This window comes from Pseudomonadota bacterium (genome assembly GCA_039033415.1).
Lineage (GTDB): Bacteria > Pseudomonadota > Gammaproteobacteria > Xanthomonadales > SZUA-38 > JANQOZ01.
In genome coordinates this window covers 185,178-201,860 of the sequence record JBCCCR010000003.1, presented here as the reverse complement: position 1 = coordinate 201,860, position 16,683 = coordinate 185,178, and the positions used below count along the sequence as shown (strand labels likewise).

The window sequence follows — 16,683 nt, the reverse complement described above, 5'->3', positions numbered from 1 at the left end:
TCAGCCGTGTTTCCCGGCGTCCCAGCCGGTCTGCCCGATCGTGTCGGCGGCCACCTTGCCCGGCAGCTCTTCCAGCTCGGTAGCCATCGTGTCGTTCCATCGGTTCAAGTAGCCAAACAGGGAAATGGTTGCCACCAGCTCGACAATCTCGGCTTCGCTGAAGTGTGCACCGGCACGAGCAAAATCGGCGTCGGTGGCGTCGTTGGGCACCAGCGACCCTTTCAGCGCGAGATTCAGGGCTGCCCGCTCAGCGTCGGTGAACAGATCGCTTTCTTCGTACGACCAGACGTTGGCGATCTTCTCCGCTGACGCCTGGTAGATGTGAGAAAGGTTGGCCATGTGGGCCTGACAATACCGGCAGCCGGCCGCCTGCGAGGCAATCAGGCTGCACAACATCTTTAGCTCTTCGCTGACGCTCCCCTCGTAGAGTACCGCCTGATTCAGCGCCATAAACGCCTCGGCAATGGCGGGCCGTCGCGCCATCGTGCGAATGCTGTTGGGCACAAATCCTCGGGTGTTGCGGTAATGATCGAAGCGCTCTTTGAACTGTGGGGTCTGATCGAAGGGAAGCGGATCCATATGCGGCATAGCAAAATCTCCAGGCTGACGATCGTTGTTGCCGGCTCGCTGACGAGCCAATTCTCTTTTTCGGCGCGCGGATCAGGCAGCCTGATCGGACCCGCTCAAAGCCAGCTCAAGCTCGCGCAGCATCTCCAGCAGGCTCGCCAGGCGCCGGCGGCCGAAGCGCTCTTCCAGATCGCTGTAGATGGCTTCGGAATGCGGGGCAATCTCCTTGAACAACGCCCGGCCTTTTGGGCTCAGGCTGATGGCGGAGCGCCGCTGATCGCTCTCTACCGGGCTGCGTTCGATCAGGCTCGATTGCTGCAGATACTGCAGGATACGGCTCACGCTTGGCCCGAGCAGAATTGCGCGTTCGGCCAGCTCGGTGACCTCGATGCTGGGATGCTGGGCCAGGACTCGGATCACCCGCCACTGCTGCTCGGTCAGGTCGTGTTCCCGGAGCATCGGGCGAAACCGATTCATGGCGCACTCACGAGCCCGCAGGAGTGCCAGCGGCAGCGAAGACTCCAGCCCTCGCATGGGGCGTTTAGGGGTTTTGTGAGCCACGACCGGAGGTTAGCAGTAATGCTGAATGCGCGCACCCGGGCGCCGCGCCGCCAGACAGCCGCCGCCAATCGATTTGACGAGTCCCGGCTGGCGCGCTTAGCTTGTCGTTGATTCCACGCAGCAACAAGTAGGACCAAGCCATGCACCAGGTTGTTGAGTATTCCGCCAACATCGAGGCACAGCTGGATATTCAGGAGCTGGTCAATATCCTGCACCAGGCGGCTGCCGACTGCGGGGTCTTCCCGCTTGCCGGGATCCGAACCCGCGCCGAGCGGCGCGATTGCTACCGCATTGCGGACGGGCATCCTGACAACGGATTTATCAACGTCTACGCGAGGATTGGGCCTCGCCCGTCCTCAGAGCGGAAGCAGGCCCAGGATTTTATCTTCGATCGGCTGCAGGCCTTTCTCGCGCCGGTTTACGAGTCGATGCCCCTGGCCGTATCGATGGAAATAACGGAGCTTCCGGAGGATCGGGAAAAGACGGGCAATATTCGAAAGTACCTGGCGCAGCGCGGCGTTCAGAGCTGATGCCAAGATACCTCTTCGGCCTTATCGCTTAGGGCGTCTGAAACTGCTTCTTCAACCCTCGCCACACCTCCCAATAGTCCCGCTGCCGCTCGGCCGCCTCCATCGCTTGCGCGGTCGGCCGCATCAGATAGCGTGACTCAAACATAAACGCCATCGTGTCAGCGAGAAATTCGGGTTTGAGGTCAGCCTCGCTGGCGTTGGTGAATGCTTCCGCATCCGGACCGTGTGGCGCCATGCAGTTGTGCAGGCTGGCGCCCCCCGGCACAAATCCGCCTGACGTTTTGGCGTCGTAGACGCCGGTGATCAGGCCCATATACTCCGACATGATGTTGCGGTGAAACCACGGTGGCCGGAAGGTGTCCTCCATCACCAGCCAGCGTGGCGCAAAGGCAACAAAATCCACGTTGGCAGTGCCGGGCGTGTCGGACTGAGAGGTAAGCACGGTGAAGATGGACGGATCGGGATGATCAAAGCTGATTGACCCGATGACGTTGAACCGGCGCAAATCGTAGCGATAAGGCGTCAGGTTGCCGTGCCAGGCCACCACGTCCAGCGGCGAGTGGTCGGTTTGGCAAACGTAAAGCTGCCCATCCATCTTACACACTGTCTCGTAGCTACCGCTGCGCTCCTCAAACGCCGCAACCGGCGCCTGAAAGTCGCGACTGTTGGCCAACCCGTCAGAGCCGATCGGCCCGCGCTCAGGCAGCTCGAGCGGCGCGCCGTAGTTCTCACACACGTAGCCCCGGCTGGGCCCGTCCGGCAGCTCCACGCGGAACTTGATGCCCCGGGGGATCGCCGCGACAAACTGCGGCGGTACCTCCAGCACGCCGCACTCGGTATGAAGCACCAGCGTGCCGGATTGCGGTACAACCAGCAGCTCGCCGTCAGCGTTATAGAAAAAACGGCTCGTCATCGATTGATTGGCGAGGTAAAGGTGAATCCCGGCCCCGCACTGGGCGTGGGCATCACCGCAGGCCGCTATGGTGAAAAGGCCGTCGATGAAGTCTTTCGGTGCATCCGGCACCTCAAACGGTGACCAACGCAGCGGATCGGGTGGCGTCGCCCCGGCGCCCAGCGGGCTGGTTGCAAGCGCCGGGTGGTCCAGTGGCTGAAAGCCGCCATGGCGAACACTCGGTCTCAGGCGGTAGAACCAGCTGCGCAGGTTGGCGGCCCGGGGCGCGGTGAAAGCGCTCCCGCTGAATTTTTCCGCATAGAGCCCAAACGGAACTTTTTGGGGTGAATTGCGGCCCTGCGGCAGTGCACCTTCAATCGCCTCGGTGGCGTGATGGTTGCCAAAGCCGGTAAGGTACTTCAGCGATAATCGCTCCTGCTGCGTGTCCGGATTCCCGCTCATGGGATCACTCTTAAAGGTGGCTGAAGCAGGATCATAACCGCATGTTTGCGGGCAAAGAAGGTGGCCCGCCGGCGTGGTTCGGGCAACCTATTCGAAGCGGTGACAATAAGGACCATGGATCCTCAGCATCAGCAGCTGAAGCAGCGTGCAGCACAACTCATGAGCCACGGCAACGTCAGCGGTGCCAGCGAGCTGCTTCAGGAAATGATCAGCCGCTATCCACAGGACTGGCTGTCGGCAGTTCAGCTGGCGGAGATCTATCAGTCTCAGCAGCGTTTCGACGCCGCGCTGCAGCTTGTTGATCAAGCCCTGGCCATCCAGCCCGACAACGCCAAGCTGATCGCCAAGTACGGCCTGATCGCCCAGCAGGCTGGCCAGCCGCGCTTCGCGGTGGACGCTTATCAGCGGGCGCTCCGGCGTGCACCATCCCAGTTCGCCCACCTTCACTTCAACCTGGGCAATTGCTTCTACACCCTTGGGGATTTTGAGTCGGCTGCTCATAGCTATGAGACGTTTCTCGCGGGCAAGCCTGACCACGTCAACGCGCGCAGCAACCTCGCGATGGCGCTGGAGCGACTGTTTCGCTTTGACGCCGCGGCGGCCCAATGGGAAGCCCTCAGCAAAGCGGATCCTCACGAGTCGCGCTGGACTGTCCTGCGTGCGGCGCTGGAGCTGAAGCGTGAGAATCTCGCGGCAGCCGATCAGGCGCTGGAACTCGCTGCCGCGTGTGGAGCTGATGATGAGACCTATTTGCTTAATCTCGCTTCCCTGCGTTTCGAACAAGGTCGTCATCAGGCGTCTCTTGAGATCCTCGACCGGCTGGCGGCCAAGACGGGTGGGACGCTGCAGGACCCGGCCGCCCAGCGCCTGGGCTTTCTTAACAACTTCCAGGCGGGCCACTACCCCAGCTGCCTGGACCAGGCGGATCAACTGGTTGCCGGATCGAACCGGGAAACCGCCATGGTCGTACTGTCGCTCCTGCCCCAGCTATGGCTCGAGTCAGGGGAGGCGGGACGGGCCAGGGAAGCGCAGCGGTTCGCTGAGCTGGTCCAGCGGTCGCGTCCGTCACTTGATCTCGCGATCTTTCCAGCGCTGGAGGAGCAGATACTGAGTCACCCGAGTCTTGAGTTTGAACCGGTGACCACGTCGACGCACAACGGCAGCCAGACCCAGTCGCTGCTGGTGCCCGGCAGCAGTGAGATCGATGCGCTGCTGGCTCAGCTGCGCTCGGCCGCTGTCGCCCATGCGAGCCTCATTCGCCGGATCGACAAGCGTTATGGTTCGCTGCTACCCGAGTCGGGGCGAATCAAAATGTGGGCGGTGGCGCTTTCAAGCGGGGGGTTTCAGGGGTCGCACATGCATCCTCACGGGGTGATCAGCGGCGTGTTCTACCTGAAGGTGCCCGTCGGTGATGACCCGGATGAGGGGGCGCTGGAGCTGGGTTTTCCGGAACCGAAGTTTCAGCTGAGTACGCCCCCGCTCACCTCGCTGCAGCGCGTAGTGACCGGCGATCTCGTGCTGTTCCCGTCCTGGTATTTCCACCGGACGCTCCCGTTCTCCTCAGAAGAGCGGCGGATCAGTATCGCCTTTGATGTGGTGCCCCCAGACAGTCCGGAGTGGCATGACCCCGGCCTGTCCGACGTTTTCAGTCTAACCGAGTCTTAGCGGCGGTTGCCGTTGGCGGTGTCGGTGAGCAGCATCGCAATGGGGCTTCCAGGGTCTGCCTGATTCAGCGGCGTGCGCTGGGTTCCTAATTCCCTATCGTAGTCACCTTCAAGCAGCGGATCTGCGCCGCGTTCGAGTAGCAGGCCCACCAGGTCGGCGTTGTTGCTCCAGACCGCGTTGATCAGCGGTGTATCGTCGCCTTTTACGTGAGCGTTCACGCCCGCACCGGCGTCCAGGAGAAGGGCGGCTAATTCCAGATGTCCGCCCCGGGCAGCGTTGATGAGCGCGTTGCCATCGCCGCGCACCGCCTGATTGACGTCAGCGCCGGCGGCCAGCAGCGCGCTGGTGGTGGCTACATCATTGCGCCTGGCTGCATCGATCAAGGCGGTGCCGTCACCGCTGACAGCCTCGTTGACGCTGGCTCCCGCTTTAAGCAACAGGTTCGCCACGTCGTCGTGGCCGTGGCGAATGGCCAGCATCAGCGGCGTGCCGTCCCCGTCAAAGGTCACGCTCGGATCGACACCGGCATCCAGCAACAGCTCGACAATCTCCAGGTGACCTCCGGCAGCCGCGTGGAACAGGGCCGACTCGTCGCCGTTGCTCCAAGTGTTGGGGTCTGCACCTGCCGCCAACAGCAGCTCGACATTCGCGGCCTGGCCGTGGCGAGCGGCGGCGATCAGCGCGGTGCCATCACCGTTCACCTGTCGCCTAGCGTCTGCGCCGCGGGCGAGCAGCTCGGTGATCACCGCCGCCGGCGCCCGCGCGCTGGCGGCGATCAAAGCGCTTTCGTCTTTACCATGGTGGAAGTCCACCCGGGCACCGGCGTCCAGCAGCGCAAACATGACTTCCCAGTTGCCGCGTCGAGCGGCGGCGATAAGTGGCGTCCGCGGATCGCGGCGTCGGTTCACCTCTTCGGGGTCTGCACCGCCGGCCAGCAGCTGCCGGGTTGCCGCAAGATCGCCCGCCCAGGCGGTAAACAGCAGCCCGTCATCAGCGCGCGGGGTACGGTCGCGACTGACGTTCAGGGAAACCACAGCACCCACGGCTTCTCTCGCGTTGAACCCCAGGCTGACCCACTGGGGCGCGGCCAGCGCCCCGCCAGCAAAGACGATGGCGGCGGCTGCGGCGGTAAGGCGTCCAGCGCGCAGCGTGGAGTGGCTCTTCTTGACGTCCAGCATGTGTGAAATTCTCCGTCGTAAATGGTTTTTGGAGCGCAGGCAGGGAATGGCCAATTCAGGCGGCCGGCCTGGCAGCAGCGACGCCGCGACCGAGAGCAGGCTCGACGCGTAGCGCTTCGGCGAGGCCCCCAATGAAAGCGCCCAGTCGTCGCAGGCGGCTTCCCGCTCGGTGTTCATTTGGCTGATGACGTACCAGATTCCCGGATTGAAGCTGAACGCCACGCGTGCGCCGAACTGGAGCCAGACCCACCAGTGATCGCCGCGTTTGATATGCGCGAGCTCATGGGCAAGCGCATGACTGACCATCGATGAGCTCGCCTGGGTTTGCCAGGCCGTTGGGAGCACGATCATCGGTGCAAGCGTCCCGACGGTCTGCGGCGAACCGACCTCCGGACTGAGCCTGACGGTCACCTTACGAGACATGCCCATGCGCCGTGCCAGGGTGTTAGCCTGTTCAATCAGATCGTTAGCTGCCCACGCAGATCGACGGCGCAGACCGCGGTTGTACCTGAGAGCGCGCAGCAGAAGCGCCAGCTGCAGCAGGGCGCCGAGAAGCCATGCTGCCGCCAACCACCGACCGAGGCTACCCGCTTGGGTTGCCTTTGGACGGGTCGCCGGCGTGAGTATCGGGTCGGGGCTGTTGCTTTTCGCGACTCTGGCGGCCGAATCCCCAGGTGGCGTCGCCACCAGCCGTTCGGCGGTGGGTGTCGACGAGCGCGCCTCCCGATCGGAATCAGGCCAGGCCAAAAGCAGCGGCATCGCGAGCAGCATGACCAGCACTAGTGCCCAGCTGGCGTGCCGGGCCGCGGCACTTTCATAGCGGCTGAAGGCCAACGCCAGCGACACCGCGAGGATCAGGCCTGTGCTGAGCGCCAGGTGATGGATCAGCAGGTCGGTTATAAACCCTGTCTCGTTCATGGCGTGTCCTCATCCTGTTCGATCATTCGCCGCAGGCGGTCGATCTCCAGCGCATCCACGTCATCGGAGCTGAGGAGGTTTTGCACCAGCGCCGTAGGAGAGCCTGAAAAAAAACGGCTCATGAGATGCCTCAAGGCTCGCCCCTGGGCCGTGCTGCGATCGATCAGCGGCTCGTAGACAAAGGCTCGGCCTTGCTTTCGATGGCTCAGATAACCTTTTTCGGCAAGAATCCCCAGCATCGTCTGTACCGTGTTGTAGGCGACGGGCTCCCGTCGATTCAGCTCATCGGTGACCTCTCGAACCGAGGCTTCGCCCAGGGTCCAGACAACATCCATGATGCGCAGCTCACCGTCGGTTAAGGTTTGAGATTTCTGTCGGGCCATAGCGAATGGACGTCCAAAACCTAATGAATTAGGAGTGAGAAGAGCTTACCGATAAGCGTGTTTCTCGTCAACTAATTCTTTAGGAGTTCGCTGGGTGAAGTGCTCGCAAAGAGCGGCAGCCCTTAGGTTTGAGGATGGTTCTAGGACATGCGATCAGCAAAGCCCGCGCAGTCGCTCAGCCGGTGATTTCAAAGGCCAGGCTGCGGATCGCTGGGGCTTCTTTTCTCAGCTTCTCAAACGCGTCGAGCTGGCGCTCGGCGTCCACCTTCAGCGATGGCAGGAGGTGTCCGTCAGGCTCAAAATCTCGTTGGTGGGTGACGGCAAAACACATGCGGGTGGCGTTGGCGACCACGAGCGTGACCGGCTCCTCGTCGGGGACGTGTGCAGCAGCTTTTTGACGGGCGATGGCAGCGCACAAGACGTCGGGCAGGCGCCAGTGCTCGGCTAGCTGCTGGCTGATCTCGACATGCCCAAAGCCGCAGCATTGCCGGAGTGCGTCGTTGAGCGCCAGGTCTCCGTCAGCCTGCATTAACGCAATCGCGCGGGCCAGATCCTCGGGGCGGTTTTCGACCAGCCACAGAATGCCCAGCCGAGCCAGCAGCGCGGCGGTGCGAGCGGACTCCCGGGACTCCGGAGCCAAAGGCTCAGCGAGCAGGTAGCCCGCATCAGCGGCCAGGAGAGAGCTCGCCCAGAACCGGATCGCGTTAAAGCCGCTGACCGGGACGGGACGGAAGGGTTGGGAGACGGCCATGGCCACCCCAACGGTCCGAATCATGTTGAGTCCGAGCCGACGGCAGGCGAGCTCCAGCGAAGTGACCGGGACTGCTGGCGCTGACCAGGCGGAATTCGCCAGCGCCAGGATCCGGCCGGCGATGACCGGTGCTTTCTCGATAACGCTGGGTAGGCTTCGGGCATCGAGCTCCGGGTCAGACAACCGGTTGACTAGATAGCCCGACGCGGGGAGGAGCGCCGGCAGGCTCGCCGTGCTCACCATCGGCATCGGCATCGGCGTCGGCCTCGGGTCGGAAGACTTAGCCGGTTGCGCGGACATGGATCGCCTGGCTGCGAACATCGTCGGTCCGCTCATTGATCTGTTTGACGGCCTCCGGCACCTCTGCCGCGCTGACCGGCCGCGAAAAGTAGTAGCCCTGGATCTGATCGCAGCCCAGCGCTGACAGTGCTGCCACCTGGTCCCGGTCTTCCACCCCTTCGGCCACGACCGAGAGCTTGAGCCCTTTCGCCATGCCGATGATCGACCCCATCATGATGGCGTCGCCGGGGTTGTGCATCATATCGATGACAAACACGCGGTCGATCTTCAGCGTGTCAATCGGCAGCTTTTTCAGCGAACCCAGCGACGAGAAGCCGGTGCCGAAGTCGTCGATGGCGATGCTGACGCCCAGCTCGCGAAGCTGGTCCAGTACCGGTAGCGCGAGATCGGCGCGCTGGACTGCTGCTTCGGTGATCTCCAGCTCGAGCTGCGAACAGGGCAGTCCCGAATCCTGCAGGGTTTGCTGGACCGTATTGACGAACCCGGCCTTCAACAGGTGGGTGGGCGAGATATTCACCGAAACCACCAGTGAACCGAGTTCCGTCTCGGCCCAGGCCTGAGCCTGGATGCACGCCTGCTTCAGCACCCGTTCGCCGAGCTCACCGAGCAGTCCAAGCCGCTCCATCTCATCAATAAACAGTGCAGGGGAGACGAGGCCATGATGTGGATCATCCCAGCGCGCGAGCGCTTCCAGGCCGCAGACCTGGCCGGTCGCCAGATTGATCTTAGGCTGGTAGTGGAGGAGGAATTCATCCTGCCGCAGCGCCCGGCGCAGACGAAACTCCATCGACATTCGCTGGGCGACCCGGTCGGTCATCTCCGGCTGGTAGAAGGCAATTTCGCCCGCGTCGCCCCGCTTGCGGCTGACCTGGAGGGCGGAGTCCGCGGCCTTGAGCAGGTCGAAGGGCGTAGCGCCATCATCCGGGAAGCGCGAGATGCCGACGCTGATCGTCGGCTCAAGCTGGGTGCCGTTGATGTCCAGCGGCTGGCAGATCCGACGGCGACAGTCCATCGCGAGATGGGCTGCGTCCATAGGACTCTCCAGCGGATCGACGACAATACAAAAATCGTCTCCCCCCGTGCGCGCGGCGAAGTCTGTTGGCCGCAGCATGGTTCGGAACAGGCCGGCAACGGTTGCCAGTACGGTGTCGCCGGCTTCAAAGCCCAGCGCTTCGTTGATGTCACGGAAGTTTTCAAGCTCGACGACCAGCAGCGCAAAGGGTGTGTTCGCATTCGTGGCCATACGCTCTGACAGCGTCTTCAGGAGCTGACGGCGGCTGGCCAGGCCCGTGAGCGGGTCAAACGACGCGAGACGCTCGATTTTCTTTTCCGTTTCTCGCCGGTGGGTGACATCACGGACGGCGCCCAGCACAACCAGCGAGTTATTGGGGTTGGTTTCCAGCGCCTGCTCGACCTCAATCGGTGCACCGCCGGGCGGCAGCAATCGATAGCACAGCGTGGCGCCCGCGCCTTTGGCCCGGTCGTTGCGAAACGATGCCTCGACGCGATCCCGGTCTTCAAAATGTACGCGACGTAGAAACTCAGACAGATCCATCGCGCGATCGGCTTCGGGCCAGCCGCAGAGCTTGGCCAGATGGGCGGACACGCTGAGCTGGCGGGCTTCGATGTCCCATTGCCAGTAGCCCATCTCGGCGATTCGCTGGATGTTGCGGAACTGCCCCTGCTGCTCGCGCAGCAGCGCATCGTTGCGCGCGGCCCGCAGGATAAAGCGCAGCTGCTGACACAGCAGTGAATACTGAAGCGGCTTGTGCACAAAAGCGGCGGCTCCCGCCTGAAACGCCGATTCGATCGCGTTGGCGTCATTCAGTCCGGTCATCATTACCACCGGCAGGTTTTGGAAACCTTCGCACTCACGCAGAGCGACGCACGTTTCGAAGCCATCCATGCCCGGCATCTGCGCGTCGAGCAGCACAAGATCCGGATTCAGCTGCTTTTGCGCAGCCAGAGCCTGCTTGCCACTGTGGAAGGCGCTGACGCGATAGCCTTCGGCGGTCAGGACGTCATCCAGCGACATCCGGAAGTTGGCGTCATCGTCGATGACCATGACGACCGGCTCCGGCGAGGACGCTTCGTCAGCTGGCACAACGGATGCCGCCATGCCAGGGTCTGAATGCCGGTCAAAGGTGGTCTGCGGCGTGGACGCAACGACCGCCAGCTCAACCTTGGGCGCCGGACCTGAATCGCTATTCAACGTCAGAGCGATTGCGGCCGACACGTTGCCCGCAAGCGCCTGCAGTCGACCGGCCTGTTCATGGCACTCGGCCAGGTGGTCTGCCGACGCCGCTTCTTCCAACGCCCGGCAAACCGCGGCGAAGTCTTCGGCGCCGACGTTGGCCGAGCTGGATTTGAGGCTGTGAGCGATGTCTTTCATCGCGCCGCAGTCATCGTTGGCAGCAGCGACGCCAAGGAGCTTCATCTGTTCGGGCAGAAACGCCAGGAATCGTCCCAGGACACGCTCGACCACCGTCTCGCCGCCCGCCTGCCGGAGGTTTTCCAGGGCCTCGCGCTGCAGCGTGGGTGGCGCCGATGCTTCCAACGCCTCTCGAGTAGCGGTCGGCGCCCAGCGCCGTACCTCGGCCCCGAGTTTTTGCTGATCGAAGGGTTTGCTCAGGTACCCGTTCATGCCGGCATCCGCGCACTGCTGCTCGATGCCTTTCTGGACGTCGGCTGTGAGCGCAACAATGGCGACCGGTGAGTCGCCGTGCTGTTGTTCGTGCCGGCGAATCTGGCGCGCGGCCTCAAAGCCATCCATGCCGGGCATGTGGCAGTCCATCAGGATCAGGTCATAGCGGGTGGTTCTGGCGGCCGCAACCGCTTCGTGTCCATCGTTGGCGACATCCGCTCGGCAGCCCAGCGTCTCCAGCATGGCGAGCGCTACTTCCTGATTGACCGGGTTGTCTTCTGCCAGCAGGAGGTGCAGCGATGGGAATGCCGGGTCGTTGGCTGGAACCAGCTCCTGCGAGGCGGTGCCATCGGTGTCTGGCAGGTGCTGTAGCAGGCCGGCCAGCAGCGTATCCTGCCGGACGGGCTTGCTCATATGCCGATCGATCCCGGCCGCCTCGATGCGGCTGCTGGGTATATCTTGCACGGAGGAGCTGAGCACAATCAGCGCGGCCGGAGGGATCTCCGGATCCGTCCGGATGTTTCTGGCCAGGCTCACGCCATCGGTGTCGGGCAGGTGCCAATCGAGCAGGATGGCCTCGTAGGGGCTGCCCGAGCGTGCCGCCGACTCGACCTTCTCCAGCGCGGTTTCGCCGTTGACGGCGACATCCGGGAGCATGTCCCAGGCGCTGACCTGTCGCTTTAAAATATCCAGATTGGTCTGCTGATCGTCCACCAGCAGAATTCGTCGGCCGGCCAGAGACTCGGGGTCCAGCGGGTTGTCGCTCTTCGGTTGAGTTGTGCTCAGCGCAATGGAGAAGCTAAAGCAGGCGCCTCGACCCGGCTCGCTAACGACTCTTAGATGCCCGTCCATCAGTTCGACGAGCTGACGGGAGATCGTCAACCCCAGGCCGGTGCCGCCAAAGGCGCGAGACGTAGAACCGTCAGCCTGCGAAAACGATTCAAAGATCAGCTCCGCCTGCTGCGGATCGATGCCGATGCCGGTGTCACTGACGGCAAAAGACAGCGTCATCTGCCGGCTCGCCTCGTCAACCCCCGTCTCCAGGAACAGTTTGACCTCTCCCGTTTCGGTGAACTTCACGGCGTTGCCGAGCAGGTTGATCAAAATCTGTCGAAGCCGGACGCTGTCGCCGGTCACCCAGAGCGCCCCCGGGCGGTCGACATCAGTGATCAGGCTGAGGCCTTTGCGCGCCGCCTGCTCGGCCATCATTTCCATAACGTCGTCGATCAGCACGCGCAGGTCAAAGTCCTGCTGGCTCAGCTCCAGCCGACCGGCCTCGATCTTGGAGAAATCCAGGATGTTGTTGATGACGCCGAGTAGATTTTCCGCCGAGCGATAGGCGGTTTCCGCCAAATGTCGCTGGCTGTTGTTTAGCGACGTGCCAAGCAGCAGCTCATTCATGCCCAAAACGCCGTTCATGGGGGTGCGGATCTCGTGGCTCATCGTTGCCAGGAATTCGCTCTTCGCCCGACTGGCGGCCTCGGCAGATTCTTTGGCTTCCTGCAAATCGACGGTGCGTTCGTGAACCGTTTTCTCCAGCGAATCTCGATGCCCGGCCAGCTCCAGATCTCGATCGAGAATCTGCGTCAACATCTCATTGAACCCGCGAACCAGCTGACTGATTTCGTCCTGCCCGTCGTTTTTCACCCGCAGCGTGTAGTCGTTTTCGGTCTTAACGCGCGCCATGCCGTCAGCAAGGTCGTGGATCGGCAAGGTGATCTGTCTGGCGAGCCTGATCGAGAGCCAGTACACCAGCAGCAGCAGGCAGCCGATCACGGCTCCCAGCAGCTGCGCGAAGCGGGTGAGCTGCCGGTACATGGGGGCCATGTTCGCCTCCACATATAGTGCGCCGATCACCTCCGTGTCGCGTCGGACCGGCGTCAGCATCTCGAGGTGGCTCATGCTCATGGAGTATTGGAAACCTGCGTCAGATCGCTGCCACCCGGCGTTGGTATCCACCGTGGTCAGATCCCCGCTAGCCAGTGCCACAAACGGGGCGCCGTCCGCGAACATCAGCTGTGCCCTTGCAACCATCGGTTCGGCGGCAAGTGCGTTCAGCACGCGCGATGCCGTTTCCGGGTCCTCAAAGGACAGCGCGGCGCTTGAGTTGGTTGCTACCACGTCGGACACAACCGATACTCGATCGAGCAGCGAGCTCCGGTAGAACGACAGCTCCATGTATGAGTAGATGGCCGCACCGCCCATAAGAACGCCGGCGCTGACCCCAAAAATCATCCAGCGAATGCGGGCCGCAATTGACATATTGGCCAACACGCTGGACAGGTTGCTGATCGGTTTCTCTGTCACCGGTTGCCTCCCACCACCGTCGACAGCTCCAGAAGCGGTGCCGCGATCATGAGGTTGGCATCCAGCGCCGCATCACGATTGATGAGAAACCCAAAACTGTTCCGCGTCTTGCGGATCTCAATCATGCCGCCGCCGGCGGCAAACGCTTCGGCATCGCTAATCGTCAGCGTTGGCTGGTCGCGGGTAAGCTCGAGCGCGGACTCAAAGTCCTCCACGTCGCCGACAAACAGGAGGTGGCAGAGTTGCGCTGCGGGTTTTTCGCCGTTCAGTTTGTAAAGCGCAATTTGCGGGCCTGCCGCCTGCCGCGCTGCCAGCGACGTCAAAGCGCCCTCAAGCGGGTTTTCGCCGTAGCCGCAGACGTTGAAACGGGCGTCGACGTCTGACGAGAAAGCCGAGTCCGGCCAGGTCACGTATGCCATGATCTTGTAGACCAGCGCCGCCTTCAGGCTATTTTCGAACTGTGGCGTGTCATTGGCGCGGGTGGACCCGAGCGTCAGCAGCGTCAGCAGAAGGATAAGACCGTCTCGTCTGATCCTGGAGGCGGTGGCGTGAGGGGTCAACATAAGTGGGAGGCGGTCGCGCTACTGCCAGCGCAGTCTTAGCTGCAGGTAGACCATTCGGCAAGTGTCCGAGGCAAGCCGAGATACTTGAACCGGTCGCCCTGGGTTTCCGTGGCGTTGCGAGTGATGATGTTAGTGACGCTGTTGACCGCGTTGGAGTCCCGGAGCGTTTCCCAAGGGCCGCGGAAACTGATCGCCTGCTGTGTAGCGTTGATCCGTCCGACGTAGTCCCCATCGACGCCTTGCCCCGCCTCCTCTTTTCGCGACACCGAATAGACTTCGATCGACGGCAGATCCTCGAGCGAGAGATTCAAAAAGTCTTCCGTCCCCTGCGCTTGGATACCCGTACACATCAGCGTCCCCACCAGCGCTGCTATCAGTGGTTGGCATCTCAAAGCAAAAATCCTCACGAGCTGGCCTCGTTAAATCACCAGACCGTATATCGACCTCGAGGTGGCGTCCTTTAGGATCGCTTGCGATACTCGCGGCATCTCACGGAACCCCGGGACCGGCCGGGAAAAGAGGTTATAGGGTCATGAGGGAGGTGATTGAGCGTCTGACGGTGCCGGCGATAGCGGCGCCGATGTTTCTGGTCTCTGGACCTGAGCTGGTTCAGGCGACCTGCCAGGCCGGTGTGATCGGGGCGTTTCCGTTTCCCAACGCCCGCACCATCGATACGCTTGACGAGTGGCTGGGTCGTCTCAGCCACGCGCTTTCCCGCCAGCCGAATGCCGCACCTTTTGCGGCAAACCTGACCACCCATCGCTCCTACGACCGGCTGGAAGCTGAAATCGATCTGATCAAACGACATCAGCCGCCGATTGTCATTACCGCGCTAGGCAGTCCGGAGCCGGTGATCGATACGGTTCATAGCTACGGCGGAACGGTGATTGCTGACGTCAACTCGGTAGCGCTGGCCCGCAAGGCCGTCGCCAAAGGTGCCGACGGCCTGGCGCTGGTGTCGGCCGGCGCCGGGGGGCATACCGGGTTTCTGACCGGGTTTTCTTTTGTCGGCGAGGTTCGGCGGTTTTTCGACGGGCTGGTTGTGCTGGCGGGAGGCATTGGCACCGGCCAGGCGATCCGGGCCGCTCAGGCGCTCGGAGCTGACCTCTGCTACATGGGGACTCGATTTATCGTGGCTCAAGAGAGTCTGGCCAGCGACGAATATCGTGACATGGTGGTCGCCGCGACCGCGGAGGACCTGGTGCTCAGCGATAAGCTCACCGGCGCGCCCGCCTACTATCTGCGCGCTAGCCTCGAAAAGATGGGCATGGATCCGAACAATCCGGGGCAGCGGTCTGGCATGGACCTGTCAGACTCTCAGGGCCAGATCAAAGCCTGGAAGCACGTCTGGTCGGCAGGCCACGGGGTAGGTTCGATTCACCGGCGTCAGTCGGCCGCGGAGATTGTGACCGAGCTGCGGCAACAGTATGACGAAGCTCGCGCCGTCCCCTGAAGCCGGCTAGCTGACGGCCATCTCGTGGCTGTTTGCCCAGGTGCCGTGAAATCCCAGGGGCACCCGCTGCGGCAGATGCACTTGGGCCACCGGTCCAGCCGCCATGTCTTTGGCATCCAGGACGAGCAGCGCTGAGGTGTCATCCACCGTGTTGGTCACGATGCTGACCACATAGCCGTCGTCTTCGGTGCCAGCATTTTTTCGCGGTGCGAAGGCAGGCTCTGAGCCGTAGCAATTCAGCGGAAAACGGTAGGTCTCACTGGTCTTGGTTTCAAAATCAAACTTCATCACGCCGTCGAAAATCTGGGTGCTGGTGTCGGGGATGGTTGCCAGATAGCTATAGCGGCTAGCCTTGCCGGTGTGCCCTAAGTTAATGACCGGAAACTCACTGACCGTATCGTCGAGCTGGATTTCGCGGGTCTCGCCGGTCTTCATGTTCATGCGCCACATGTAGACGTGTGCGCGGAGAGCGAGCACGTCTACCATCCCGGCATACGGGCCAAACCGGTTGTCCAGTGGCCGACCGTTGTCGAGAAACCGGCAGGCGGTCATGACCACCTCGTCGCCTTCTTCCCAGGCGTTGATCACGTGGTAGATGTAGCAGGAGTCGAACTCAAACCAACGAATTTTGCTGCCGCTGCCGTTTCGCGGCAGCACGCCGAAGCGGGTGTTGAGCTTCGGATCAAAATGAATGTTCCATCGTTTGGCTTTCAGGGCCTTGTCGGTAAGGACCACCGGCAGATCCATCAGCACCGCGTAGTTCTCGGTGATCGCCATGTCGTGGGGCAGGCGGGGGCCGGGCAGCTCGATATCCGTGAAGTGGGTCAGCCGGTTGTCGCTCGAGACCACGCCAAAGCTGTAGCGGGGTTCAAAAAGCTGGTAGTCGAAAAACAAAAACTCGCCCGTGGCGGGGTCCACCTTCGAGTGGGCCGACACGTTTTTTGGTAGTTTGCCGGCGAAGGTTTCGGTGCGGATGGTGTCCAGGGTGCGGGCGTTCAGGCGCACCGGCTGACCGCTCACGTACCAGAGCGCCATCAGTTCGCCGTTGTGAACGAGGATGTCGGTGTTGGCCGTGTCCTTGTAGGTAGTCGGTGTCCCGTCGGACGTGGCCGGGTACATGATCCCGCCTTTTTCCAGGTGGCCAGTCCGATCGGCTTCAAAGTCCGCGCTCACCACGTAGCGATTGACGTAGCGGGCCTGTCCGTCCTCCAGATAAACACCGTGCACCATTCCGTCACCATCGAACCAGTGATGCATGCCGCTGGGCATGGTGAGGGGATTGGGCCCGTTGCGGAAGTAAGCGCCCGCAAAATCTGTCGGGAGCTCCCCGGTCACGGGGAGTTCGCTGATATCAAGCTCGCGCTCAACGGGGCGGTAGGGTCCGTGGAGGTAAGGGTTGTAGCTGTTCAGGTCCAAGGCGGGCTGACTGGCCATGAGGTGAACTCCTGGATAACGACCGATGCTTCGCCAGATTATGTCGTAACTTGCATAAACAAACCAACTTCCCCT

At 62.2% G+C, this 16,683-nt stretch carries 13 protein-coding genes; 3 read left to right on the top strand and 10 right to left on the bottom strand.

Features of this window, described 5'->3' with window-relative positions; genetic code table 11:
- Together AAF358_03635 and hpaR are read right to left on the bottom strand one after the other, a co-directional pair.
- Positions 1–639 carry a carboxymuconolactone decarboxylase family protein gene (locus tag AAF358_03635; protein ID MEM7704616.1) on the bottom strand — a complete coding sequence of 213 codons (639 nt, stop codon included), beginning with the start codon at positions 637–639 and terminating at the stop codon, positions 1–3.
- A 21-nt stretch (positions 640–660) separates the two neighbouring features.
- A complete protein-coding gene (hpaR, locus tag AAF358_03630; protein MEM7704615.1) occupies positions 661–1,101 on the bottom strand; it encodes a homoprotocatechuate degradation operon regulator HpaR in 441 nt (146 codons plus the stop codon).
- 167 nt (positions 1,102–1,268) lie between these two features.
- On the opposite strand from hpaR, the gene AAF358_03625 reads away from it, so the two are divergent.
- Complete coding sequence (locus AAF358_03625) at positions 1,269–1,658, top strand: 5-carboxymethyl-2-hydroxymuconate isomerase (protein ID MEM7704614.1); 390 nt, start codon at positions 1,269–1,271, stop codon at positions 1,656–1,658.
- Between the two features lie 28 nt (positions 1,659–1,686).
- Here AAF358_03625 and hmgA read toward each other — a convergent pair whose 3' ends face one another.
- Positions 1,687–3,012 carry a homogentisate 1,2-dioxygenase gene (gene hmgA / locus AAF358_03620; protein ID MEM7704613.1) on the bottom strand — a complete coding sequence of 442 codons (1,326 nt, stop codon included), beginning with the start codon at positions 3,010–3,012 and terminating at the stop codon, positions 1,687–1,689.
- A gap of 114 nt (positions 3,013–3,126) precedes the next feature.
- On the opposite strand from hmgA, the gene AAF358_03615 reads away from it, so the two are divergent.
- Positions 3,127–4,677 carry a putative 2OG-Fe(II) oxygenase gene (locus tag AAF358_03615; protein MEM7704612.1) on the top strand — a complete coding sequence of 517 codons (1,551 nt, stop codon included), beginning with the start codon at positions 3,127–3,129 and terminating at the stop codon, positions 4,675–4,677.
- Here the strand turns inward: AAF358_03615 and AAF358_03610 are convergent.
- From AAF358_03610 to AAF358_03585, 6 genes are all read right to left on the bottom strand, one after another.
- Complete coding sequence (locus tag AAF358_03610; GenBank protein ID MEM7704611.1) at positions 4,674–6,773, bottom strand: ankyrin repeat domain-containing protein; 2,100 nt, start codon at positions 6,771–6,773, stop codon at positions 4,674–4,676. The genes AAF358_03615 and AAF358_03610 overlap by 4 nt on opposite strands.
- Positions 6,770–7,156, bottom strand: a complete 387-nt coding sequence (locus AAF358_03605) for a BlaI/MecI/CopY family transcriptional regulator (protein ID MEM7704610.1) — start codon at positions 7,154–7,156, stop codon at positions 6,770–6,772. Before AAF358_03605 ends, AAF358_03610 begins: the two co-directional genes overlap by 4 nt.
- Before the next feature lie 175 nt (positions 7,157–7,331).
- Positions 7,332–8,207, bottom strand: coding sequence for an HDOD domain-containing protein (locus AAF358_03600; GenBank protein ID MEM7704609.1), 876 nt, complete (start codon positions 8,205–8,207; stop codon positions 7,332–7,334).
- A complete protein-coding gene (locus AAF358_03595) occupies positions 8,188–13,158 on the bottom strand; it encodes an EAL domain-containing protein (protein MEM7704608.1) in 4,971 nt (1,656 codons plus the stop codon). Before AAF358_03595 ends, AAF358_03600 begins: the two co-directional genes overlap by 20 nt.
- Positions 13,155–13,721, bottom strand: coding sequence for a YfiR family protein (locus tag AAF358_03590; GenBank protein MEM7704607.1), 567 nt, complete (start codon positions 13,719–13,721; stop codon positions 13,155–13,157). The genes AAF358_03595 and AAF358_03590 overlap by 4 nt, the downstream gene beginning before the upstream one ends.
- 35 nt (positions 13,722–13,756) lie before the next feature.
- On the bottom strand, positions 13,757–14,113 hold the full coding sequence (locus tag AAF358_03585) for a hypothetical protein (protein ID MEM7704606.1): 357 nt from the start codon (positions 14,111–14,113) through the stop codon (positions 13,757–13,759).
- Positions 14,114–14,253: 140 nt separating this feature from the next.
- Here AAF358_03585 and AAF358_03580 point away from each other — a divergent pair, with 140 nt between their 5' ends.
- Positions 14,254–15,174, top strand: coding sequence for a nitronate monooxygenase (locus AAF358_03580; GenBank protein MEM7704605.1), 921 nt, complete (start codon positions 14,254–14,256; stop codon positions 15,172–15,174).
- 6 nt (positions 15,175–15,180) lie between these two features.
- Here the strand turns inward: AAF358_03580 and AAF358_03575 are convergent, their stop codons facing one another.
- Positions 15,181–16,608, bottom strand: a complete 1,428-nt coding sequence (locus tag AAF358_03575; protein MEM7704604.1) for a carotenoid oxygenase family protein — start codon at positions 16,606–16,608, stop codon at positions 15,181–15,183.
- Positions 16,609–16,683: the final 75 nt, after the last annotated feature.